General features: G+C 50.6%; 21 protein-coding genes, 1 tRNA gene and 1 pseudogene. 21 read left to right on the forward strand and 2 right to left on the reverse strand.

Features of this window, described 5'->3' with window-relative positions; all coding sequences use genetic code 11:
* Positions 1-290 precede the first annotated feature (290 nt).
* Complete coding sequence (gene gltA, locus A7Z29_RS20910; RefSeq protein ID WP_000785828.1) at positions 291-1574, reverse strand: citrate synthase; 1284 nt, start codon at positions 1572-1574, stop codon at positions 291-293.
* A gap of 205 nt (positions 1575-1779) precedes the next feature.
* The gene (locus tag A7Z29_RS23315) at positions 1780-1887 is read right to left on the reverse strand and encodes a hypothetical protein (RefSeq protein ID WP_122983127.1); all 108 of its coding nucleotides are present in this window, start codon (positions 1885-1887) and stop codon (positions 1780-1782) included.
* Positions 1888-2267: 380 nt separating this feature from the next.
* Between A7Z29_RS23315 and sdhC the strand changes: the two genes are divergently transcribed.
* The 21 genes and pseudogenes from sdhC (at position 2268) to A7Z29_RS21025 (ending at position 23876) form a co-directional block, all read left to right on the forward strand.
* Positions 2268-2672 carry a succinate dehydrogenase cytochrome b556 subunit gene (sdhC, locus tag A7Z29_RS20925; protein ID WP_000263354.1) on the forward strand — a complete coding sequence of 135 codons (405 nt, stop codon included), beginning with the start codon at positions 2268-2270 and terminating at the stop codon, positions 2670-2672.
* Positions 2666-3013, forward strand: coding sequence for a succinate dehydrogenase membrane anchor subunit (gene sdhD / locus A7Z29_RS20930; RefSeq protein ID WP_000254365.1), 348 nt, complete (start codon positions 2666-2668; stop codon positions 3011-3013). Before sdhC ends, sdhD begins: the two co-directional genes overlap by 7 nt.
* Positions 3013-4779 (forward strand): succinate dehydrogenase flavoprotein subunit, encoded by a 1767-nt coding sequence (gene sdhA / locus A7Z29_RS20935; RefSeq protein ID WP_000775531.1) that lies wholly within the window; start codon positions 3013-3015, stop codon positions 4777-4779. Before sdhD ends, sdhA begins: the two co-directional genes overlap by 1 nt.
* 15 nt (positions 4780-4794) lie before the next feature.
* Entirely contained in the window at positions 4795-5511 is a 717-nt protein-coding gene (sdhB, locus tag A7Z29_RS20940; RefSeq protein WP_001235258.1) for a succinate dehydrogenase iron-sulfur subunit SdhB, read from the forward strand.
* A 443-nt stretch (positions 5512-5954) separates the two neighbouring features.
* Positions 5955-8756, forward strand: coding sequence for a 2-oxoglutarate dehydrogenase E1 component (sucA, locus tag A7Z29_RS20945; RefSeq protein WP_001181473.1), 2802 nt, complete (start codon positions 5955-5957; stop codon positions 8754-8756).
* Positions 8757-8770: 14 nt separating this feature from the next.
* A complete protein-coding gene (gene odhB / locus A7Z29_RS20950; protein WP_032224967.1) occupies positions 8771-9988 on the forward strand; it encodes a 2-oxoglutarate dehydrogenase complex dihydrolipoyllysine-residue succinyltransferase in 1218 nt (405 codons plus the stop codon).
* A 271-nt stretch (positions 9989-10259) separates the two neighbouring features.
* Positions 10260-11426 (forward strand): ADP-forming succinate--CoA ligase subunit beta, encoded by a 1167-nt coding sequence (sucC, locus tag A7Z29_RS20955; RefSeq protein ID WP_001048602.1) that lies wholly within the window; start codon positions 10260-10262, stop codon positions 11424-11426.
* The gene (gene sucD / locus A7Z29_RS20960; protein ID WP_000025458.1) at positions 11426-12295 is read left to right on the forward strand and encodes a succinate--CoA ligase subunit alpha; all 870 of its coding nucleotides are present in this window, start codon (positions 11426-11428) and stop codon (positions 12293-12295) included. Before sucC ends, sucD begins: the two co-directional genes overlap by 1 nt.
* Before the next feature lie 247 nt (positions 12296-12542).
* A pseudogene (locus tag A7Z29_RS20965) lies at positions 12543-13230 on the forward strand (tetratricopeptide repeat protein).
* Between the two features lie 1462 nt (positions 13231-14692).
* Entirely contained in the window at positions 14693-16261 is a 1569-nt protein-coding gene (gene cydA / locus A7Z29_RS20970; protein ID WP_010345240.1) for a cytochrome ubiquinol oxidase subunit I, read from the forward strand.
* 15 nt (positions 16262-16276) lie between these two features.
* Positions 16277-17416 carry a cytochrome d ubiquinol oxidase subunit II gene (cydB, locus tag A7Z29_RS20975; protein ID WP_000568270.1) on the forward strand — a complete coding sequence of 380 codons (1140 nt, stop codon included), beginning with the start codon at positions 16277-16279 and terminating at the stop codon, positions 17414-17416.
* Between the two features lie 14 nt (positions 17417-17430).
* Complete coding sequence (gene cydX / locus A7Z29_RS20980) at positions 17431-17544, forward strand: cytochrome bd-I oxidase subunit CydX (protein ID WP_000270283.1); 114 nt, start codon at positions 17431-17433, stop codon at positions 17542-17544.
* The gene (gene ybgE / locus A7Z29_RS20985) at positions 17544-17837 is read left to right on the forward strand and encodes a cyd operon protein YbgE (RefSeq protein WP_000034602.1); all 294 of its coding nucleotides are present in this window, start codon (positions 17544-17546) and stop codon (positions 17835-17837) included. The genes cydX and ybgE overlap by 1 nt, the downstream gene beginning before the upstream one ends.
* A 149-nt stretch (positions 17838-17986) precedes the next feature.
* Positions 17987-18391, forward strand: coding sequence for a tol-pal system-associated acyl-CoA thioesterase (ybgC, locus tag A7Z29_RS20990; RefSeq protein ID WP_001098372.1), 405 nt, complete (start codon positions 17987-17989; stop codon positions 18389-18391).
* Positions 18388-19080: a Tol-Pal system protein TolQ gene (tolQ, locus tag A7Z29_RS20995; RefSeq protein WP_000131314.1), complete on the forward strand. Its 693-nt coding sequence runs from the start codon at positions 18388-18390 to the stop codon at positions 19078-19080. Before ybgC ends, tolQ begins: the two co-directional genes overlap by 4 nt.
* 3 nt (positions 19081-19083) lie before the next feature.
* Positions 19084-19512, forward strand: a complete 429-nt coding sequence (tolR, locus tag A7Z29_RS21000) for a colicin uptake protein TolR (protein WP_000090099.1) — start codon at positions 19084-19086, stop codon at positions 19510-19512.
* Positions 19513-19576: 64 nt separating this feature from the next.
* Positions 19577-20854 carry a cell envelope integrity protein TolA gene (gene tolA / locus A7Z29_RS21005; protein WP_105290768.1) on the forward strand — a complete coding sequence of 426 codons (1278 nt, stop codon included), beginning with the start codon at positions 19577-19579 and terminating at the stop codon, positions 20852-20854.
* 132 nt (positions 20855-20986) lie between these two features.
* Complete coding sequence (gene tolB, locus A7Z29_RS21010) at positions 20987-22279, forward strand: Tol-Pal system beta propeller repeat protein TolB (protein ID WP_010352214.1); 1293 nt, start codon at positions 20987-20989, stop codon at positions 22277-22279.
* 34 nt (positions 22280-22313) lie between these two features.
* The gene (gene pal / locus A7Z29_RS21015) at positions 22314-22835 is read left to right on the forward strand and encodes a peptidoglycan-associated lipoprotein Pal (protein WP_001295306.1); all 522 of its coding nucleotides are present in this window, start codon (positions 22314-22316) and stop codon (positions 22833-22835) included.
* Between the two features lie 9 nt (positions 22836-22844).
* Entirely contained in the window at positions 22845-23636 is a 792-nt protein-coding gene (cpoB, locus tag A7Z29_RS21020; RefSeq protein WP_000097569.1) for a cell division protein CpoB, read from the forward strand.
* 164 nt (positions 23637-23800) lie between these two features.
* A tRNA-Lys gene (locus A7Z29_RS21025) sits at positions 23801-23876 on the forward strand.
* The last annotated feature ends 97 nt before the right edge of the window (positions 23877-23973 follow it).

The following is a 23973-nucleotide window of genomic DNA, read 5'->3' on the forward strand; positions in this document are numbered from 1 at the left end:
ATATTTAGTTTTATTAAATGCAAATGCAATTGATTGGTGTTGTGAATTAATTAAGGCGTAGAAAATAGAAGTGAATTATGGATATGCATAATATTCAGTGGATTATAAACAGGACGGAGAGATCAATTATTTTTATGAAGATATTGCATTGACTGCTATTTGAACTGGTTGTTTTTTATTTGGCGTCCGGTTTTTGATTTTATTTTTACAATTTTTTATGCTTAAACCAACAAAAAATAACCCGCCATATAAACGGCGGGCTAAATTATTTGCTGCTCAGTAATCACCGATTAACGTTTGATATCGCTTTTAAAGTCACGTTTTTCATAGCCAGTATACAGCTGACGCGGACGGGCAATTTTCATGCCGTCACTGTGCATTTCGCTCCAGTGGGCGATCCAGCCAACGGTACGTGCCATTGCGAAAATGACGGTGAACATGGAAGACGGAATACCCATCGCTTTCAGGATGATACCAGAGTAGAAATCGACGTTCGGGTACAGTTTCTTCTCGATAAAGTACGGGTCGTTCAGCGCGATGTTTTCCAGCTCCATAGCCACTTCCAGCAGGTCATCTTTGGTGCCCAGCTCTTTCAGGACTTCATGGCAGGTTTCACGCATTACGGTGGCGCGCGGGTCGTAATTTTTGTACACGCGGTGACCGAAGCCCATCAGGCGGAAAGAGTCATTCTTATCTTTCGCACGACGAACAAATTCCGGAATGTGTTTAACGGAGCTGATTTCTTCCAGCATTTTTAGCGCAGCTTCGTTAGCACCACCGTGAGCCGGTCCCCACAGCGAAGCAATACCTGCTGCGATACAAGCAAACGGGTTCGCACCCGAAGAACCAGCGGTACGCACGGTGGAAGTCGAGGCGTTCTGTTCGTGGTCAGCGTGCAGGATCAGAATACGATCCATTGCACGTTCCAGAATTGGATTGACTTCATACGGTTCGCACGGGGTGGAGAACATCATGTGCAGGAAGTTTCCAGCGTAGGAAAGGTCATTGCGCGGGTAAACAAATGGCTGACCGATGGAGTATTTGTAACACATCGCTGCCATGGTCGGCATTTTCGACAGCAGACGGAACGCGGCGATTTCACGATGACGCGGATTATTGACGTCAAGTGAATCGTGATAAAACGCTGCCAGCGCGCCGGTGATACCGCACATGACCGCCATCGGATGAGAGTCGCGACGGAAGGCGTGGAACAGACGGGTAATCTGTTCGTGGATCATCGTATGACGGGTAACGGTAGTTTTAAACTCGTCATACTGTTCCTGGGTCGGTTTTTCACCATTCAGCAGAATGTAACAGACTTCCAGGTAGTTAGAATCGGTCGCCAGCTGATCGATCGGGAAACCTCGATGCAGCAAAATACCTTCATCACCATCAATAAAAGTAATTTTAGATTCGCAGGATGCGGTTGAAGTGAAGCCTGGATCAAAGGTGAATACACCTTTTGAACCGAGAGTACGGATATCAATAACATCTTGACCCAGCGTGCCTTTCAGCACATCCAGTTCAACAGCTGTATCCCCGTTGAGGGTGAGTTTTGCTTTTGTATCAGCCATTTAAGGTCTCCTTAGCGCCTTATTGCGTAAGACTGCCGGAACTTAAATTTGCCTTCGCACATCAACCTGGCTTTACCCGTTTGTTATTTGGCTCGCCGCTCTGCGAAAGAGGGGAAGACCTGGGTACAGAGCTCTGGGCGCTTGCAGGTAAAGGATTCATTGATGACGAATAAACGGCGAATCAAGCACTTAGCAATCCGAATTATTAAACCTGTCTATCACTAATAACTGTCCTGGATGGATTGGTCAATACTTCCACACTGTTACATAAGTTAATCTTAGGTGAAATAGTGACCCCATAACTTTTACGCATTATATGCTTTTCCTGATGACGTTTGTAACAACTTTGTTTAATGATTGTCAAATGAGATGGTTAAAAATTAAATAAATGTTGTTATCGTGACTTAGATCACTGTTCTGGATAAAACCCGACAAAGCATATGTAGGTTAATTGTAATGATTTTGTGAACGGCCTATACTGCCGCCAGGTCTCCGGAACACCCTGCAATCCCGAGCCACCCAGCGTTGTAACGTGTCGTTTTCGCATCTGGAAGCAGTGTTTTGCATGACGCGCAGTTATAGAAAGGACGCTGTCTGACCCGCAAGCAGACCGGAGGAAGGAAATCCCTACGTCTCCAGGTAACAGAAAGTTATCCTCTGTACCCGTAGTCCCCAGGGAATAATAAGAACAGCATGTGGGCGTTATTCATGATAAGAAATGTGAAAAAACAAAGACCTGTTAATCTGGACCTACAGACCATCCGGTTCCCCGTCACGGCGATAGCGTCCATTCTCCATCGCGTTTCCGGTGTGATCACCTTCGTTGCAGTGGGCATCCTGCTGTGGCTTCTGGGTACTAGCCTCTCTTCCCCTGAAGGTTTCGAGCAAGCTTCCGCCATTATGGGCAGCTTCTTCGTCAAATTTATCATGTGGGGCATCCTTACCGCTCTGGCGTATCACGTCGTCGTAGGTATTCGCCACATGATGATGGATTTTGGCTATCTGGAAGAAACATTCGAAGCGGGTAAACGCTCCGCCAAAATCTCCTTTGTCATTACTGTCGTGCTTTCAATTCTTGCAGGAGTCCTCGTATGGTAAGCAACGCCTCCGCATTAGGACGCAATGGCGTACATGATTTCATCCTCGTTCGCGCTACTGCTATCGTCCTGACGCTCTACATCATTTATATGGTCGGTTTTTTCGCTACCAGTGGCGAACTGACATATGAAGTCTGGATCGGTTTCTTTGCCTCTGCGTTCACTAAAGTGTTCACCCTGCTGGCGCTGTTTTCCATCTTGATCCATGCCTGGATCGGTATGTGGCAGGTGTTGACCGACTACGTTAAACCGCTGGCTTTGCGCCTGATGCTGCAACTGGTGATTGTCGTTGCACTGGTGGTTTACGTGATTTATGGATTCGTTGTGGTGTGGGGTGTGTGATGAAATTGCCAGTCAGAGAATTTGATGCAGTTGTGATTGGTGCCGGCGGCGCGGGTATGCGCGCGGCGCTGCAAATTTCCCAGAGCGGCCAGACCTGTGCGCTGCTCTCTAAAGTCTTCCCGACCCGTTCCCATACCGTTTCGGCGCAGGGCGGCATTACCGTTGCGCTGGGTAATACCCATGAAGATAACTGGGAATGGCATATGTACGACACCGTAAAAGGGTCGGACTATATCGGTGACCAGGACGCGATTGAATATATGTGTAAAACCGGGCCGGAAGCGATTCTGGAACTGGAACACATGGGACTGCCGTTCTCGCGCCTTGATGATGGTCGTATCTATCAACGTCCGTTTGGCGGTCAGTCGAAAAACTTCGGCGGCGAGCAGGCGGCACGTACAGCGGCAGCGGCTGACCGTACCGGTCACGCACTGTTGCACACCCTTTATCAGCAGAACCTGAAAAACCACACCACCATTTTCTCCGAGTGGTATGCGCTGGATCTGGTGAAAAACCAGGATGGCGCAGTGGTCGGTTGTACCGCACTGTGCATCGAAACTGGTGAAGTGGTTTACTTCAAAGCTCGTGCTACCGTGCTGGCGACTGGCGGGGCAGGGCGTATTTATCAGTCCACCACTAACGCCCACATTAACACCGGCGACGGTGTCGGCATGGCTATCCGTGCAGGCGTACCGGTGCAGGATATGGAAATGTGGCAGTTCCACCCAACCGGTATTGCCGGTGCGGGCGTACTGGTCACCGAAGGTTGCCGTGGTGAAGGCGGTTATCTGCTGAACAAACATGGCGAACGCTTTATGGAGCGTTATGCGCCGAACGCCAAAGACCTGGCGGGGCGTGATGTGGTGGCGCGTTCCATCATGATCGAAATTCGTGAAGGTCGTGGCTGTGATGGCCCGTGGGGACCACACGCAAAACTGAAACTCGACCACCTGGGTAAAGAAGTTCTCGAATCCCGTCTGCCGGGCATTCTTGAACTCTCCCGTACCTTCGCTCACGTCGATCCGGTGAAAGAGCCGATTCCGGTTATCCCAACCTGTCACTACATGATGGGCGGTATTCCGACCAAAGTGACCGGGCAGGCGCTGACGGTGAACGAGAAGGGCGAAGATGTGGTGATCCCTGGCCTGTTCGCGGTGGGTGAAATTGCTTGCGTATCGGTACACGGCGCTAACCGTCTTGGCGGCAACTCGCTGCTGGACCTGGTAGTCTTTGGTCGTGCGGCAGGTCTGCATCTGCAAGAGTCTATCGCCGAGCAGGGCGCACTGCGTGATGCCAGCGAGTCTGATGTCGAAGCTTCTCTGGAGCGCCTGAACCGCTGGAACAACAACCGTAACGGTGAAGACCCGGTGGCGATTCGTAAAGCACTGCAAGAATGTATGCAGCATAACTTCTCGGTCTTCCGTGAAGGTGATGCGATGGCGAAAGGGCTTGAGCAGTTGAAAGTGATCCGCGAGCGTCTGAAAAATGCCCGTCTGGATGACACCTCCAGCGAGTTCAACACCCAGCGCGTTGAATGCCTGGAACTGGATAACCTGATGGAAACGGCGTATGCAACGGCTGTTTCTGCCAACTTCCGTACCGAAAGCCGTGGCGCGCATAGCCGCTTCGACTTCCCGGAGCGTGATGATGAAAACTGGCTGTGTCACTCCCTGTATCTGCCAGAGTCGGAATCCATGACGCGACGTAGCGTCAACATGGAACCGAAACTGCGCCCGGCATTCCCGCCGAAGATTCGTACTTACTAATGCGGAGACAGGAAAATGAGACTCGAGTTTTCAATTTATCGCTATAACCCGGATGTTGATGATGCTCCGCGTATGCAGGATTACACCCTGGAAGCGGAAGAAGGTCGCGACATGATGCTGCTGGATGCGCTTATCCAGCTGAAAGAGAAAGATCCCAGCCTGTCGTTCCGTCGCTCCTGCCGTGAAGGTGTGTGTGGTTCCGACGGTCTGAACATGAACGGCAAGAATGGTCTGGCCTGTATTACCCCGATTTCGGCACTCAACCAGCCGGGCAAGAAGATTGTAATTCGTCCGTTGCCAGGTTTACCGGTGATCCGCGATTTGGTGGTAGACATGGGACAATTCTATGCGCAATATGAGAAAATTAAGCCTTACTTGTTGAATAATGGACAAAATCTACCAGCTCGTGAGCATTTACAAATGCCCGAGCAACGTGAAAAACTCGACGGGCTGTATGAATGTATTCTCTGCGCATGTTGTTCAACCTCTTGTCCGTCTTTCTGGTGGAATCCCGATAAGTTTATCGGTCCTGCAGGCTTGTTAGCGGCGTATCGTTTCCTGATTGATAGCCGTGATACCGAGACTGACAGCCGCCTTGACGGTTTGAGTGATGCATTCAGTGTATTCCGCTGTCACAGCATCATGAACTGCGTCAGTGTATGTCCGAAAGGGCTGAACCCGACGCGCGCCATCGGTCATATCAAGTCGATGTTGTTGCAACGTAATGCGTAATGCCCCGGCCTGATGGCCAAGGCAAAAATGTGCACGAACGGTTCCCTCGCCCCTTTGGGGAGAGGGTTAGGGTGAGGGGAAAAGGTCAGCGCCGGTGCGGACAATGACCCTCACCCCGACCCTCTCCCTGGAAGGGCGAGGGGGAAAATCGAGCCTGCGTTAACAATTAAGCAGGTTTGTTAGGAACCGTAGGCCTGATAAGACGCGCAAGCGTCGCATCAGGCAACCAGCGCCGGATGCGGCGTGAATGCCTTATCCGGTCTACAAAAGAAATGCAGGAAATCTTTAAAAACTGCCCCTGACACTAAGACAGTTTTTAAAGGTTCCTTAGCGGACGCAGAAAATACGACAAGTCCGCAACAAGTGAACCCCGGCACGCACATCACTGTGCGTGGTAGTATCCACGGCGAAGTAAGCATAAAAAAGATGCTTAAGGGATCACGATGCAGAACAGCGCTTTGAAAGCCTGGTTGGACTCTTCTTACCTCTCTGGCGCAAACCAGAGCTGGATAGAACAGCTCTATGAAGACTTCTTAACCGATCCTGACTCGGTTGACGCTAACTGGCGTTCGACGTTCCAGCAGTTACCTGGTACGGGAGTCAAACCGGATCAATTCCACTCTCAAACGCGTGAATATTTCCGCCGCCTGGCGAAAGACGCTTCACGTTACTCTTCAACGATCTCCGACCCTGACACCAATGTGAAGCAGGTTAAAGTCCTGCAGCTCATTAACGCATACCGCTTCCGTGGTCACCAACATGCGAATCTCGATCCGCTGGGACTGTGGCAGCAAGATAAGGTGGCCGATCTGGATCCGTCTTTCCACGATCTGACCGAAGCAGACTTCCAGGAGACCTTCAACGTCGGTTCATTTGCCAGCGGCAAAGAGACCATGAAACTCGGCGAGCTGCTGGAAGCCCTGAAGCAAACCTACTGCGGCCCGATTGGCGCCGAGTATATGCACATTACCAGCACCGAAGAAAAACGCTGGATCCAACAGCGTATCGAGTCTGGTCGCGCGACGTTCAATAGCGAAGAGAAAAAACGCTTCTTAAGCGAACTGACCGCCGCTGAAGGCCTTGAACGTTACCTTGGCGCAAAATTCCCTGGCGCAAAACGCTTCTCGCTGGAAGGCGGCGACGCGTTAATCCCGATGCTTAAAGAGATGATCCGCCACGCAGGCAACAGCGGCACCCGTGAAGTGGTTCTCGGGATGGCGCACCGTGGTCGTCTGAACGTGCTGGTGAACGTGCTGGGTAAAAAACCGCAAGACTTGTTCGACGAGTTTGCCGGTAAACATAAAGAACACCTCGGCACAGGTGACGTGAAATACCACATGGGCTTCTCGTCTGACTTCCAGACCGATGGCGGCCTGGTGCACCTGGCGCTGGCGTTTAACCCGTCTCACCTTGAGATTGTTAGCCCGGTAGTTATCGGTTCTGTTCGTGCCCGTCTGGACAGACTTGATGAGCCGAGCAGCAACAAAGTGCTGCCAATCACCATCCACGGTGACGCCGCAGTGACCGGGCAGGGCGTGGTTCAGGAAACTCTGAACATGTCGAAAGCGCGTGGTTATGAAGTTGGCGGTACGGTACGTATCGTTATCAACAACCAGGTTGGCTTCACCACCTCTAATCCGCTGGATGCTCGTTCTACACCGTACTGTACTGATATCGGTAAGATGGTTCAGGCACCGATTTTCCACGTAAACGCGGATGATCCGGAAGCCGTTGCCTTTGTGACCCGTCTGGCGCTCGATTTCCGTAACACCTTTAAACGTGATGTCTTCATCGACCTGGTGTGCTACCGCCGTCACGGCCACAACGAAGCCGACGAGCCGAGCGCAACCCAGCCGCTGATGTATCAGAAAATCAAAAAACATCCAACGCCGCGCAAAATCTACGCTGACAAGCTGGAGCAGGAAAAAGTGGCAACGCTGGAAGATGCCACCGAAATGGTTAACCTGTACCGCGATGCGCTGGATGCGGGTGATTGCGTGGTAGCAGAGTGGCGTCCGATGAACATGCACTCTTTCACCTGGTCTCCATACCTCAACCACGAATGGGACGAAGAGTACCCGAACAAAGTTGAGATGAAGCGCCTGCAGGAACTGGCTAAACGCATCAGTACGGTGCCGGAAGCAGTTGAAATGCAGTCTCGCGTTGCCAAGATTTATGGCGATCGCCAGGCAATGGCAGCCGGTGAGAAACTGTTCGACTGGGGCGGTGCGGAAAACCTCGCTTACGCCACGCTGGTTGATGAAGGCATTCCGGTTCGCCTGTCGGGTGAAGACTCCGGTCGCGGTACGTTCTTCCACCGCCACGCGGTGATCCACAACCAGTCTAACGGTTCCACTTACACGCCGCTGCAACATATCCATAATGGTCAGGGCGCGTTCCGTGTCTGGGACTCCGTACTGTCTGAAGAAGCCGTGCTGGCGTTTGAATACGGTTATGCCACCGCAGAACCACGCACCCTGACTATCTGGGAAGCGCAGTTCGGTGACTTCGCTAACGGTGCTCAGGTGGTTATCGACCAGTTCATCTCCTCTGGCGAACAGAAATGGGGCCGGATGTGTGGTCTGGTGATGTTGCTGCCGCACGGTTACGAAGGGCAGGGGCCGGAGCACTCCTCCGCGCGTCTGGAACGTTATCTGCAACTTTGCGCTGAGCAAAACATGCAGGTGTGCGTACCGTCTACCCCGGCACAGGTTTACCACATGCTGCGTCGTCAGGCGCTGCGCGGGATGCGTCGTCCGCTGGTCGTGATGTCGCCGAAATCCCTGCTGCGTCATCCGCTGGCGGTTTCCAGCCTCGAAGAACTGGCGAACGGCACCTTCCTGCCAGCCATCGGTGAAATCGACGAGCTTGATCCGAAGGGCGTGAAGCGCGTGGTGATGTGTTCTGGTAAGGTTTATTACGACCTGCTGGAACAACGTCGTAAGAACAATCAACACGATGTCGCCATTGTGCGTATCGAGCAACTCTACCCGTTCCCGCATAAAGCGATGCAGGAAGTGTTGCAGCAGTTTGCTCACGTCAAGGATTTTGTCTGGTGCCAGGAAGAGCCGCTCAATCAGGGCGCATGGTACTGCAGCCAGCATCATTTCCGCGAAGTGATTCCGTTTGGGGCTTCTCTGCGTTATGCAGGCCGCCCGGCCTCCGCCTCTCCGGCGGTAGGGTATATGTCCGTTCACCAGAAACAGCAACAAGATCTGGTTAATGACGCGCTGAACGTCGAATAAATAAAGGATACATAATGAGTAGCGTAGATATTCTGGTCCCTGACCTGCCTGAATCCGTAGCCGATGCCACCGTCGCAACCTGGCATAAAAAACCCGGCGACGCAGTCGTACGTGATGAAGTGCTGGTAGAAATCGAAACTGACAAAGTGGTACTGGAAGTACCGGCATCAGCAGACGGCATTCTGGATGCGGTTCTGGAAGATGAAGGTACAACCGTAACATCTCGTCAGATCCTTGGTCGCCTGCGTGAAGGCAACAGCGCGGGTAAAGAAACCAGCGCCAAATCTGAAGAGAAAGCGTCCACTCCGGCGCAACGCCAGCAGGCGTCTTTGGAAGAGCAAAACAACGATGCGTTAAGCCCGGCGATCCGCCGCCTCTTGGCTGAACACAACCTCGACGCCAGCGCGATTAAAGGCACTGGTGTCGGTGGTCGTCTGACCCGTGAAGATGTGGAAAAACATCTGGCGAAAGCCCCGGCGAAAGAGTCTGCACCGGCAGTTGCTGCTCCGGCGGCGCAACCGGCACTGGCTGCACGTAGCGAAAAACGTGTACCAATGACTCGCCTGCGTAAGCGTGTGGCAGAGCGTCTGCTGGAAGCGAAAAACTCCACCGCCATGCTGACCACGTTCAACGAAGTCAACATGAAGCCGATTATGGATCTGCGTAAGCAGTACGGTGAAGCGTTTGAAAAACGCCACGGCATCCGTCTGGGCTTTATGTCTTTCTACGTGAAAGCGGTGGTTGAAGCCCTGAAACGTTACCCGGAAGTGAATGCGTCTATCGATGGCGATGATGTGGTTTACCACAACTATTTCGACGTCAGCATGGCGGTTTCTACACCGCGCGGTCTGGTGACGCCGGTTCTGCGTGATGTCGATACCCTCGGCATGGCAGATATCGAGAAGAAAATCAAAGAGTTGGCTGTTAAAGGCCGTGACGGTAAGCTGACGGTTGAAGATCTGACCGGTGGTAACTTCACCATCACCAACGGTGGGGTGTTCGGTTCCCTGATGTCTACGCCTATCATCAACCCGCCGCAGAGCGCAATTCTGGGTATGCACGCTATCAAAGATCGTCCGATGGCCGTGAATGGTCAGGTTGAGATCCTGCCGATGATGTACCTGGCGCTGTCCTACGATCACCGTCTGATCGATGGTCGCGAATCCGTAGGCTTCCTGGTAACCATCAAAGAGTTGCTGGAAGATCCGACGCGTCTGCTGCTGGACGTGTAGTAGTTTAAGCCTCACCTGCACTGTAGACCGGATAAGGGATCGCCCTCTTCGGCAATGGAAGCCTGATGCGACGCTAACGCGTCTTATCAGGCCTACGGGAACCACCAATGTAGGTCGGATAAGGCGTTTGCGCCGCATCCGACAAGCGATGCCTGATGCGACGCTGGCGCGTCTTATCAGGCCTACGGGTGACCGACAATGCCCGGTAGCGATACGTCATACTCGGTCTACGGTTTAAAAGATAACGATTACTAAAGGATGGACAGAACACATGAACTTACATGAATACCAGGCAAAACAACTTTTTGCCCGCTATGGCTTACCGGCGCCAGTGGGTTATGCCTGTACTACTCCGCGCGAAGCAGAAGAAGCCGCTTCAAAAATCGGTGCTGGTCCGTGGGTAGTGAAATGTCAGGTTCACGCTGGTGGCCGTGGTAAAGCGGGCGGTGTGAAAGTTGTAAACAGCAAAGAAGATATCCGTGCTTTTGCAGAAAACTGGCTGGGTAAACGTCTGGTAACGTATCAAACAGACGCCAATGGCCAACCGGTTAACCAGATTCTGGTTGAAGCAGCGACCGATATCGCTAAAGAGCTGTATCTCGGTGCTGTTGTTGACCGTAGTTCCCGTCGCGTGGTCTTTATGGCCTCCACCGAAGGCGGCGTGGAAATCGAAAAAGTGGCGGAAGAAACTCCGCACCTGATCCATAAAGTTGCGCTTGATCCGCTGACTGGCCCGATGCCGTATCAGGGACGCGAGCTGGCGTTCAAACTGGGTCTGGAAGGTAAACTGGTTCAGCAGTTCACCAAAATCTTCATGGGCCTGGCGACCATTTTCCTGGAGCGCGACCTGGCGCTTATCGAAATCAACCCGCTGGTTATTACCAAACAGGGCGATCTGATTTGCCTCGACGGCAAACTGGGCGCTGACGGTAACGCACTGTTCCGCCAGCCTGATCTGCGCGAAATGCGCGACCAGTCGCAGGAAGATCCGCGTGAAGCGCAGGCTGCTCAGTGGGAACTGAACTATGTTGCGCTGGACGGTAACATCGGTTGTATGGTTAACGGCGCAGGTCTGGCGATGGGTACGATGGACATCGTTAAACTGCACGGCGGCGAACCGGCTAACTTCCTGGACGTTGGCGGCGGCGCAACCAAAGAACGCGTAACCGAAGCGTTCAAAATCATCCTCTCTGACGACAAAGTGAAAGCCGTTCTGGTTAACATCTTCGGCGGTATCGTTCGTTGCGACCTGATCGCTGACGGTATCATCGGCGCGGTAGCGGAAGTGGGTGTTAACGTACCGGTTGTGGTACGTCTGGAAGGTAACAACGCCGAACTCGGCGCGAAGAAACTGGCTGACAGCGGCCTGAATATTATTGCAGCAAAAGGTCTGACGGATGCAGCTCAGCAGGTTGTTGCCGCAGTGGAGGGGAAATAATGTCCATTTTAATTGATAAAAACACTAAGGTTATCTGCCAGGGCTTTACCGGTAGCCAGGGGACTTTCCACTCTGAACAGGCCATTGCATACGGCACTAAAATGGTTGGCGGCGTAACCCCAGGTAAAGGCGGCACTACCCACCTCGGCCTGCCGGTATTCAACACCGTGCGTGAAGCCGTTGCCGCCACTGGCGCTACCGCTTCTGTTATCTATGTACCAGCGCCGTTCTGCAAAGACTCCATTCTGGAAGCCATCGACGCAGGCATCAAACTGATTATCACCATCACTGAAGGCATCCCGACGCTGGATATGCTGACTGTGAAAGTGAAACTGGATGAAGCAGGCGTTCGTATGATTGGCCCGAACTGCCCGGGAGTAATCACTCCGGGTGAATGCAAAATCGGTATTCAGCCGGGTCACATTCACAAACCGGGTAAAGTGGGTATCGTTTCCCGTTCCGGTACACTGACCTATGAAGCGGTTAAACAGACCACGGATTACGGTTTCGGTCAGTCTACCTGTGTCGGTATCGGCGGCGATCCGATCCCTGGCTCTAACTTTATCGACATTCTCGAAATGTTCGAAAAAGATCCGCAGACTGAAGCGATCGTGATGATCGGTGAGATCGGCGGTAGCGCCGAAGAAGAAGCGGCTGCGTACATCAAAGAGCACGTCACCAAGCCAGTTGTTGGTTACATTGCCGGTGTGACTGCGCCGAAAGGCAAACGTATGGGTCATGCTGGCGCTATCATTGCCGGTGGTAAAGGGACTGCGGATGAGAAATTCGCCGCTCTGGAAGCCGCAGGCGTGAAAACTGTTCGCAGCCTGGCTGATATCGGTGAAGCACTGAAAACTGTTCTGAAATAAATATCTGTAATAAGAAATAGCCCTCGCCGCTTCCCTCTACAGGAATGGCGAAGGGCTGTCGGTTTCGACATGGTTGGCCATCTTATGATGGCCTTTTTTGTTTTTATTCGGGCGCTAATCTGAAAAGCTTTCCCGCTGCTTTTTTTTCCCATCCCTTGCGCAATAATGCCCGGCGAAATATCTCTTCTCCATTCAGTAAAAGGATTTATACATGAAGACAATTATTCTGCCGGTTGCTCTGGCCCTGATGGGTATAAATGCGGACGCTTATGCCGCCGACGTATACATCGATATTTTAAGTGCGACAGTGAAAGATAAACGCATTGAGGGTGCATCGGTGACGCTGCAACGCAATGGCGCGCAGTCTGTTTCTGGTATCACAAATGCCTCGGGCGGCGTTAGTCTGGGTTCTTCATTTGCTGATAATCAAGATGCTTTATTAATCGTCAAAAAAGACGGTTATTCCAATCTTTTAACGACACCACATTAGACGTCAGTGATTTAGCCACTGTGATAACGCCAGCGACAGGTACTTCAACTCCGGCTTCGCCTGCGATGCAAAACAGTGGCGATACTCAACTGGCAAGAAAATATAACCGTGAAGGTGAAGCTGTTTACAAAACCGGTCAACTTGAGCAAGCCATTCAACTCTTCCAACAGGCAACAGAATTAGACGGCAATTACGGACAGGCATTTAGTAACCTGGGTCTGGCTTATCAGAAAAATGGCAACATAGCAGAAGCGATTTGGGCAAATCGTAAAGCGATCTCGTTAGCCAGTGGAGCAAATCGGCGACAACGCGCTATAACATTGCTAAAATGTATGAAATCGCAGGTCAGAACGCCGATGCCTTGCAGCATTATCAACTGCCGTATGCGGAAAAAAATAAGCCCTCTTATGAAGAAGCTATCGCACGTGTAAAAGCAAAAATGTAAATCAGCTGTATTTTGAGGGCAACTGATGATGCCCACTGTTTACGAACATTTTATTTTCCGGTTACACAGTTTCCTGATTTGACCTGCGTGAGAGGCGCAGGTCATTAATCATTTCAAACGTGAACTACGGTCGAAAATATTATTTCAGTATGAATTAATATATATTTTTTTGGGGCTTTATAAGTAGCTGGTGCTTCTTTACAATGCGATTGTATAAAAAACTTTTTTTAATATAATTAGTTATATCACTCGATGTACTACTGAATTATCAACTATTACTTTAAGGTTCAGTAGTCGTAAAGCTGTATCTCCAGATAATTAAATTTCTGACATCTTACAATATCATCATATTCAAATGGTTAAATTAAGAATATTACACAGCCAAAACAGGCAGATTAAAGCAATCTATTAGATGTTGCAGAACAACCTTGATTCCAACGGCGAAATCGCTGCTGCTCATATGGAGCTGAATATCACTCAGTTCATGCTTGATGAGTCGATATCGCTATATCCATAGATAGAGGAGAGTACAATCGCATCAACGCCAATCACATGTGTTGCTTTCTTCATGGGGAGTCCTCTGTAAGGCAGAGAGTTAATATCTTTTAGACAAGGTAGCGTGTATCCGAGAATATCCGGTGTTTTCTAACGCCTGGTTATAATTCCGTTTGGTTGTTTCGTATCACTGCTATAACAATTTCTCTTGATTTTCAATCGTTGAGCGAATCATTGAATACCGATCAGGAAATATCAATACCATATATAGTTTCTTTTGAAAATTCTTGTTCTATCTGACTATACCGAAGGTATCTATTTCTTTTCGTGATTATTGCCAGAAAAACAATAAGTGACGGATTTACAGTATGCTGCTCATAAAGACAACAATCAATTAACTTTGATAAAAATTTGTTATGTGAAATAGCAACAAATTGGCTACTCTAATCAATTAGGATTACAAAAAGTCGATAAGGCGGCTCTGTTAAATAAAATACTGGTTTTTTATCTATATATTTCCATGCCGGTAATTTTACTGTGTTATTTGGTTACAATAAATTAACAATAAAATTACTAGTGGCTCATGATTTACACATAATTAACATATCTGATTGATTTTGATATAAATCAATTTTTAATTCTTGAAAAAAATCTGCAAAACGAGATAAATTGTCGTAGATCAAATTGGTGAGATGGTGACAATTTCGCTATAAATTGATCACTGTCGAAAAATGCAATTTTGCTCAATAAAAACCTGTTTATTGTAAGGATTTTGCGGCGTAATATAATTACGGGATCAATTTGGTTTATTCATTAACATATTTGTAACTTTTTTATCATTGTCTTTCCTCTTTTGATGAAATGGCAACGGTAGGGGCGAGCAAATAATTTTGTATTGGGGCATGCGTGTGACCCTTTCTAACGGGGTTCACTCTCGGAGTCTTCATGCGATGAGCAAGGAGTCATGATGTTAGATATAGTCGAACTGTCGCGCTTACAGTTTGCCTTGACCGCGATGTACCACTTCCTTTTTGTGCCGCTGACGCTCGGTATGGCGTTCCTGCTGGCCATCATGGAAACGGTTTACGTCCTTTCCGGCAAACAGATTTATAAAGATATGACCAAGTTCTGGGGCAAGTTGTTTGGTATCAACTTTGCTCTGGGTGTGGCAACCGGTCTGACCATGGAGTTCCAGTTCGGGACTAACTGGTCTTACTATTCCCACTATGTGGGAGATATCTTCGGTGCGCCGCTGGCAATCGAAGGTCTGATGGCCTTCTTCCTCGAATCCACCTTTGTAGGTCTGTTCTTCTTCGGTTGGGATCGTCTGGGTAAAGTTCAGCATATGTGTGTCACCTGGCTGGTGGCGCTCGGTTCAAACCTGTCCGCACTGTGGATTCTGGTTGCGAACGGCTGGATGCAAAACCCAATCGCGTCCGATTTCAATTTCGAAACTATGCGTATGGAGATGGTGAGCTTCTCCGAGCTGGTGCTTAACCCGGTTGCTCAGGTGAAATTCGTTCACACTGTAGCGTCTGGTTATGTGACTGGCGCGATGTTCATCCTCGGTATCAGCGCATGGTATATGCTGAAAGGTCGTGACTTCGCCTTCGCAAAACGCTCCTTTGCTATTGCTGCCAGCTTCGGTATGGCTGCCGTCTTGTCTGTTATTGTTCTGGGTGATGAATCTGGTTACGAAATGGGCGATGTGCAGAAAACCAAACTGGCTGCTATTGAAGCCGAGTGGGAAACTCAACCTGCGCCTGCCGCCTTTACTCTGTTTGGTATTCCTGATCAGGAAGAGCAGACGAACAAATTTGCGATCCAGATCCCTTACGCGCTGGGTATTATCGCAACGCGTTCCGTGGATACACCGGTTATCGGCCTGAAAGAACTGATGGTGCAGCACGAAGAACGTATTCGTAACGGGATGAAAGCGTACTCTCTGCTCGAACAACTGCGTTCTGGTTCCACCGATCAGGCTGTACGTGACCAGTTCAATAGCATGAAGAAAGACCTCGGTTACGGTCTGCTGCTGAAACGCTATACGCCAAACGTGGCAGATGCGACTGAAGCGCAGATTCAACAGGCAACCAAAGACTCCATTCCACGTGTAGCGCCGCTGTACTTCGCGTTCCGTATCATGGTGGCGTGTGGCTTCCTGCTGCTGGCAATTATTGCGCTCTCCTTCTGGAGTGTCATCCGCAACCGCATTGGCGAGAAAAAATGGCTGCTGCGCGCTGCGCTGTACGGTATTCCGCTGCCGTGGATTGCTGTAGAGGCGGGCTGGTTCGTTGCTGAATATGGTCGTCAACCGTGGGCTATCGGTGAAGTGTTGCCTACCGCAGTAGCGAACTCGTCGCTGACTGCAGGCGATCTCATCTTCTCGATGGTGCTGATTTGCGGCCTGTATACCCTGTTCCTGGTGGCAGAATTGTTCTTAATGTTCAAATTTGCACGCCTTGGCCCAAGCAGCCTGAAAACCGGTCGCTATCACTTTGAGCAGTCTTCAACGACTACTCAGCCGGCACGCTAAGACAGGAGTCGTCAAATGATCGATTATGAAGTATTGCGTTTTATCTGGTGGCTGCTGGTTGGCGTTCTGCTGATTGGTTTTGCAGTCACTGATGGTTTCGACATGGGGGTGGGGATGCTCACCCGTTTCCTCGGTCGTAACGACACCGAGCGTCGAATTATGATTAACTCTATCGCGCCACACTGGGACGGTAACCAGGTATGGCTGATCACCGCAGGCGGCGCGCTGTTCGCTGCCTGGCCGATGGTCTATGCCGCTGCGTTCTCCGGCTTCTATGTCGCGATGATCCTCGTGCTGGCGTCTTTGTTCTTCCGTCCGGTCGGTTTTGATTACCGTTCCAAGATTGAAGACACCCGTTGGCGCAACATGTGGGATTGGGGCATCTTCGTAGGTAGCTTCGTTCCACCGCTGGTGATTGGCGTAGCATTCGGTAACCTGTTGCAGGGCGTACCGTTCAACGTGGATGAGTATCTGCGTCTGTATTACACCGGTAACTTCTTCCAGTTGCTTAACCCGTTCGGCCTGCTGGCAGGTGTGGTGAGCGTAGGGATGATCATTACTCAGGGCGCGACCTATCTGCAGATGCGTACCGTGGGCGAACTGCACCTGCGTACCCGTGCAACAGCTCAGGTGGCGGCGCTGGTGACACTGGTCTGCTTCGCACTGGCTGGCGTATGGGTGATGTACGGTATCGACGGTTATGTCGTTAAATCGACAATGGACCATTACGCAGCATCTAACCCGCTGAATAAAGAAGTTGTTCGTGAAGCTGGCGCATGGTTGGTGAACTTCAACAATATGCCGATTCTGTGGGCTATTCCGGCGCTGGGTGTTGTTCTGCCGCTGCTGACCATCCTGACTGCACGTATGGATAAAGCCGCGTGGGCGTTTGTGTTCTCCTCCCTGACGCTGGCCTGTATCATCCTGACTGCCGGTATTGCAATGTTCCCGTTTGTGATGCCGTCCAGCACCATGATGAACGCAAGTCTGACAATGTGGGATGCAACTTCCAGCCAGCTGACGCTTAACGTCATGACCTGGGTTGCGGTGGTTCTGGTTCCGATCATTCTTCTCTACACCATCTGGTGTTACTGGAAAATGTTCGGACGTATCACCAAAGAAGATATTGAACGTAACACCCACTCTCTGTACTAAGTAAGGAGCTAATAATGTGGTATTTCGCATGGATTCTGGGAACGCTTCTTGCCTGTTCATTTGGGGTAATCACCGCGCTGGCGCTTGAGCACGTCGAATCAGGTAAAGCCGGTCAAGAAGACAGCTAATGAGCAAGATTATCGCAACCTTGTATGCGGTAATGGACAAGCGCCCTCTGCGGGCGCTTTCCTTCGTGATGGCGCTTCTGTTAGCAGGATGTATGTTTTGGGATCCATCACGTTTCGCCGCGAAGACCAGTGAACTGGAAATCTGGCATGGTTTATTGCTGATGTGGGCCGTCTGTGCTGGCGTGATTCACGGCGTGGGTTTTCGTCCGCAGAAGGTTCTTTGGCAAGGGATTTTTTGCCCACTGCTTGCCGATATTGTTCTCATTGTCGGGCTGATTTTCTTCTTCTTTTAAATCAGAATTCTCTTTAAAAATTTATGGACCTTCAACAGTCCATAAATTTTTACGCTCCCTTAACTTGCCCTCATTCCCAAACCTCAATCGCACGCGTATAGTAGCAGCGTTTAAAAGTTCTAACTTTTGTTGCATTACCGGGATGTAAAGTGAATACAACGCTGTTTCGATGGCCGGTTCGCGTCTACTATGAAGATACCGATGCCGGTGGTGTGGTGTACCACGCCAGTTACATCGCTTTTTATGAAAGAGCACGCACAGAGATGCTGCGTCACCATCACTTCAGTCAACAGGCGCTGATGGCTGAGCGTGTTGCCTTCGTGGTACGTAAAATGACGGTGGAATATTACGCACCTGCACGGCTCGACGATATGCTCGAAATACAGACTGAAATAACATCAATGCGTGGCACCTCTTTGGTTTTCACGCAACGTATTGTCAACGCTGAGAATACTCTGCTGAATGAAGCCGAGGTTCTGATTGTTTGCGTTGACCCACTCAAAATGAAGCCTCGTGCGCTTCCTAAGTCTATTGTCGCGGAGTTTAAGCAGTGACTGACATGAATATCCTTGATTTGTTCCTGAAGGCTAGCCTTCTGGTTAAACTTATCATGTTGATTTTGATTGGTTTTTCAATCGCATCCTGGGCCATTATTATCCAGCGGACCCGTATTCTGAACGCTGCGGCGCGTGAAGCCGAAGCGTTTGAAGATAAATTCTGGTCTGGAATCGAACTTTCTCGCCTCTATCAGGAGAGCCAGGGAAAACGGGATAATCTCACTGGTTCGGAACAAATCTTTTACAGCGGGTTCAAAGAATTTGTGCGCCTGCATCGTGCCAATAGCCATGCGCCGGAAGCCGTAGTAGAAGGGGCCTCACGAGCGATGCGTATCTCGATGAACCGTGAACTGGAAAATCTGGAAACGCACATTCCATTCCTCGGTACGGTAGGTTCCATCAGCCCATATATTGGTCTGTTTGGTACAGTCTGGGGGATCATGCATGCCTTTATCGCTCTTGGCGCAGTGAAGCAGGCAACGCTGCAAATGGTTGCGCCCGGTATCGCAGAAGCGTTGATTGCGACGGCAATTGGTCTGTTCGCCGCAATTCCAGCGGTAATGGCTTATAACCGCCTCAACCAGCGCGTAAACAAACTGGAACTGAATTACGACAACTTTATGGAAGAGTTTACCGCGATTCTGCACCGCCAGGCGTTTACCGTTAGTGAGAGCAACAAGGGGTAAGCCATGGCCAGAGCGCGTGGACGAGGTCGTCGCGATCTCAAGTCCGAAATCAACATTGTTCCGTTGCTGGACGTACTGCTGGTGCTGTTGCTGATCTTTATGGCGACAGCGCCCATCATTACCCAGAGCGTGGAGGTCGATCTGCCAGACGCTACTGAATCGCAGGCGGTGAGCAGTAACGATAACCCGCCAGTGATTGTTGAAGTGTCTGGTATTGGTCAGTACACCGTGGTGGTTGAGAAAGATCGTCTGGAGCGTTTACCCCCAGAGCAGGTGGTGGCGGAAGTGTCCAGCCGTTTCAAGGCTAATCCGAAAACGGTCTTTCTGATCGGTGGCGCAAAAAATGTGCCTTACGATGAAATAATTAAAGCACTGAACTTGTTACATAGTGCGGGTGTGAAATCGGTTGGTTTAATGACGCAGCCTATCTAAGCATCTGCGTTTCCCTTGCTTGAAAGAGAGCGGGTAACAGGCGAACAGTTTTTGGGAACCGAGAGTGTCAAAGGCAACCGAACAAAACGACAAGCTCAAGCGGGCGATAATTATTTCAGCAGTGCTGCATGTCATCTTATTTGCGGCGCTGATCTGGAGTTCGTTCGATGAGAATATAGAAGCTTCAGCCGGAGGCGGCGGTGGTTCGTCCATCGACGCGGTAATGGTTGACTCAGGTGCGGTAGTTGAGCAGTACAAACGTATGCAAAGCCAGGAATCAAGCGCGAAGCGTTCCGAAGAGCAGCGCAAGATGAAGGAACAGCAGGCTGCTGAAGAACTGCGTGAGAAACAAGCGGCTGAACAGGAACGCCTGAAGCAACTTGAGAAAGAGCGGTTAGCTGCTCAGGAACAGAAAAAGCAGGCTGAAGAAGCCGCTAAACAGGCCGAGTTAAAGCAGAAGCAAGCGGAAGAGGCGGCAGCGAAAGCGGCAGCAGATGCCAAAGCGAAGGCCGAAGCGGATGCCAAAGCAGCCGCAGAAGCTGCGAAGAAAGCGGCTGCAGACGCGAAGAAAAAAGCGGAAGCAGAAGCCGCCAAAGCCGCTGCTGAAGCACAGAAAAAAGCCGAGGCTGAAGCCGCTAAAGCTGCTACGGCGCTGAAGAAGAAGGCGGAAGCAGCAGAAGCCGCAGCAGCAGAAGCGAGAAAAAAAGCGGCTGCCGAAGCTGCTGAAAAAGCGAAGGCCGAAGCTGAGAAGAAAGCAGCGGCAGAAAAAGCTGCTGCTGATAAGAAAGCGGCAGCAGAGAAAGCCGCAGCCGAGAAAAAAGCAGCAGAAAAAGCGGCTGCTGAAAAGGCTGCTGCTGATAAGAAAGCAGCTGCAGAAAAAGCCGCCGCAGACAAAAAAGCGGCAGCGGCAAAAGCAGCCGCTGAAAAAGCCGCTGCAGCAAAAGCTGCCGCAGAGGCAGATGATATTTTCGGTGAGCTAAGCTCTGGTAAGAATGCACCGAAAACCGGTGGTGGTGCGAAAGGGAACAATGCTTCGCCTGCCGGGAGTGGTAATACTAAAAACAATGGCGCATCAGGCGCAGATATCAATAACTATGCCGGGCAGATTAAATCTGCTATCGAAAGTAAGTTCTATGACGCATCGTCCTATGCAGGCAAAACCTGTACGCTGCGCATAAAACTGGCGCCAGATGGTATGTTACTGGATATCAAACCTGAAGGTGGCGATCCCGCACTTTGTCAGGCTGCGTTGGCAGCAGCTAAACTTGCGAAGATCCCGAAACCACCAAGCCAGGCAGTATATGAAGTGTTCAAAAACGCACCATTGGACTTCAAGCCGTAATCGCGATGTTGACCGTCACGGCGGTTAACATCAAACATCGGTTGTCGCTGGGTTCTGGTAGTTTTGTGTATTTGAGTTTGTTAACATTCTGCTAAATTATCGTGGGCTATCTGTCCAGATAAGGGAGATATGATGAAGCAGGCATTACGAGTAGCATTTGGTTTTCTCATACTGTGGGCATCAGTTCTGCACGCTGAAGTCCGCATTGTGATCGACAGCGGTGTAGATTCCGGTCGTCCTATTGGTGTAGTTCCTTTCCAGTGGGCAGGCCCTGGCGCGGCACCCGAAGATATTGGTGGCATCGTTGCTGCTGACTTGCGTAACAGCGGTAAGTTTAATCCGTTAGATCGCGCTCGTCTGCCACAGCAGCCGGGTAGTGCGCAAGAAGTTCAACCTGCTGCATGGTCTGCATTGGGCATTGATGCTGTCGTTGTAGGTCAGGTCACTCCGAATCCTGACGGCTCTTACAATGTTGCTTATCAGCTGGTTGATACCGGCGGTGCGCCGGGTACTGTACTTGCTCAGAACTCATATAAAGTTAACAAGCAATGGCTGCGTTATGCTGGTCATACCGCCAGTGACGAAGTGTTTGAAAAACTGACCGGCATTAAAGGTGCGTTCCGTACCCGTATTGCCTACGTTGTTCAGACCAATGGCGGTCAGTTCCCGTATGAACTGCGCGTATCTGACTATGACGGTTACAACCAGTTTGTGGTTCATCGCTCACCGCAGCCGCTGATGTCTCCGGCGTGGTCACCGGATGGCTCTAAACTGGCATATGTCACCTTCGAAAGCGGTCGTTCCGCGCTGGTCATCCAGACGCTGGCAAATGGTGCTGTACGTCAGGTAGCCTCATTCCCTCGTCACAATGGTGCGCCTGCATTCTCGCCAGACGGCAGCAAGCTGGCATTCGCTCTGTCGAAAACCGGTAGCCTGAACCTGTACGTAATGGATTTGGCTTCTGGTCAGATTCGTCAGGTGACTGATGGTCGCAGCAACAACACCGAACCGACCTGGTTCCCGGACAGCCAGAACCTGGCCTTCACTTCTGACCAGGCCGGTCGTCCGCAGGTTTATAAAGTGAACATTAACGGCGGTGCGCCACAACGTATTACCTGGGAAGGTTCTCAGAACCAGGATGCGGATGTCAGCAGCGACGGTAAATTTATGGTAATGGTCAGCTCCAATGGTGGACAGCAGCACATTGCCAAACAAGATCTGGTAACGGGAGGCGTACAAGTTCTGTCGTCAACGTTCCTGGATGAAACGCCAAGTCTGGCACCTAACGGCACTATGGTAATCTACAGCTCTTCTCAGGGGATGGGATCCGTGCTGAATTTGGTTTCTACAGATGGGCGTTTCAAAGCGCGTCTTCCGGCAACTGATGGACAGGTCAAATTCCCTGCCTGGTCGCCGTATCTGTGATAATAATTAATTGAATAGTAAAGGAATCATTGAAATGCAACTGAACAAAGTGCTGAAAGGGCTGATGATCGCTCTGCCTGTTATGGCAATTGCGGCATGTTCTTCCAATAAGAACGCCAGCAATGACGGCAGCGAAGGCATGCTGGGTGCCGGCACTGGTATGGATGCGAACGGCGGCAACGGCAATATGTCTTCCGAAGAGCAGGCTCGTCTGCAAATGCAACAGCTGCAGCAGAACAACATCGTTTACTTCGATCTGGACAAGTACGATATCCGTTCTGATTTCGCTCAAATGCTGGATGCACACGCAAACTTCCTGCGTAGCAACCCGTCTTACAAAGTCACCGTAGAAGGTCACGCGGACGAACGTGGTACTCCGGAATACAACATCTCCCTGGGTGAACGTCGTGCGAACGCCGTTAAGATGTACCTGCAGGGTAAAGGCGTTTCTGCAGACCAGATCTCCATCGTTTCTTACGGTAAAGAAAAACCTGCAGTACTGGGTCATGACGAAGCGGCATACTCCAAAAACCGTCGTGCGGTACTGGTTTACTAAGAGAATTGCATGAGCAGTAACTTCAGACATCAACTATTGAGTCTGTCGTTACTGGTTGGTATAGCGGCTCCCTGGGCCGCTTTTGCTCAGGCACCAATCAGTAGTGTCGGCTCTGGCTCGGTCGAAGACCGCGTCACTCAACTTGAGCGTATTTCTAATGCTCACAGCCAGCTTTTAACCCAACTCCAGCAACAACTCTCTGATAATCAGTCCGATATTGACTCCCTGCGTGGTCAGATTCAGGAAAATCAGTATCAACTGAATCAGGTCGTGGAGCGGCAAAAGCAGATCCTGTTGCAGATCGATAGCCTCAGCAGCGGTGGCGCAGCGGCGCAATCAACCAGCGGCGATCAAAGCGGTGCGGCGGCATCAACGACGCCAACAGCTGATGCAGGTACTGCGAATGCTGGCGCGCCGGTGAAAAGCGGCGATGCAAACACGGATTACAATGCAGCTATTGCGCTGGTACAGGATAAATCCCGCCAGGATGACGCAATGGTGGCATTTCAGAATTTCATCAAAAATTACCCTGATTCAACTTACCTGCCAAACGCCAATTATTGGCTGGGTCAGTTAAACTACAACAAGGGTAAGAAAGATGATGCGGCCTACTATTTTGCTTCGGTGGTGAAAAACTATCCGAAGTCACCGAAGGCTGCGGATGCGATGTTTAAAGTTGGCGTCATCATGCAGGACAAAGGTGACACCGCGAAAGCGAAAGCCGTGTACCAGCAGGTTATCAGTAAATACCCTGGGACTGATGGCGCAAAACAGGCGCAAAAACGTCTGAACGCGATGTAATGCATAACACACGACCAGAAGTCGCATTATTTCTGGTCGTGTCGTGCGAATCATAAGCAGTTGAGTGATCTACATCGAAATTTTTGTTGCGCTCAAATCTGAAATCAGTAATATATGCCGCCGTTGCCACGGGATATCAAACAACTCGAAAGCAACGCAAAAGTGGGTCGTTAGCTCAGTTGGTAGAGCAGTTGACTTTTAATCAATTGGTCGCAGGTTCGAATCCTGCACGACCCACCACTTTAAGTAGTATCCAGCGTAGTATCGGGTGATTAGCTCAGCTGGGAGAGCACCTCCCTTACAAGGAGGGGGTCGGCGGTTCGATCCCGTCATCACC

The sequence above is a fragment of the Escherichia sp. MOD1-EC6842 genome, from assembly GCF_002965705.1.
In the GTDB taxonomy this organism is placed as follows: Bacteria; Pseudomonadota; Gammaproteobacteria; order Enterobacterales; family Enterobacteriaceae; genus Escherichia; species Escherichia ruysiae.